This window comes from Pseudomonas sp. 05T35 (assembly GCF_056396605.1).
The window spans coordinates 1-513 of sequence record NZ_JBFTLU010000934.1 but is presented as its reverse complement, the minus strand read 5'-3'; the positions used below and the strand labels follow the sequence as shown (position 1 = coordinate 513).

Genomic DNA, 513 nt, shown 5'->3' with positions numbered 1-513 from the left:
CGATGGCGTAGGGCAAGAGGTTTTTTTGTGGTAAAACGCCGAGCCGCAGTAGCGGTGGTTTTCACCCGATATGGACAGGGAGGTTCGAATGTTTTCCAGGATCAGTCTCGACCAGTGGCAGGCTTTTGTTTCTACAGTCGAGTGTGGCGGTTTCCAGCAGGCCGGCGAGTATATGTTCAAGTCACAGTCGGCCGTCAGCCATTCGGTCAACCGCATGGAAACCCTGCTGGGTCAGGAACTGTTCCTGATCGAGGGGCGCAAGGCCGTATTGACACCTCTGGGCCAGGCCCTGTTGCCTCAGGCCAAGCACCTGCTGGGCTCGGCGAAAAAGCTTGAGCGACTGGCCAATCAGTACCAGCCGGGGTTGTCTATCGAACACTCGCTGGCGGTCGACATGCTGTTTCCCGCCGACGTGCTGGAGCTAGCGCTGTTACGCTTTTCTTCGGTCTTGCAAGGGTACCGTATCCGGCTTCACGAAACGGCCGTGTCCGGCGCATGCGAATTGCTGGAAAA

1 protein-coding gene is annotated in these 513 nt (G+C 57.5%); it reads left to right on the top strand.

Going from position 1 to position 513, the window contains the following annotated elements:
- Window positions 1-88: 88 nt before the first annotated feature.
- Window positions 89-513 (top strand): LysR family transcriptional regulator (locus tag AC1DH9_RS30770; RefSeq protein WP_477809536.1); only part of this gene is annotated, 425 nt, incomplete at its 3' end.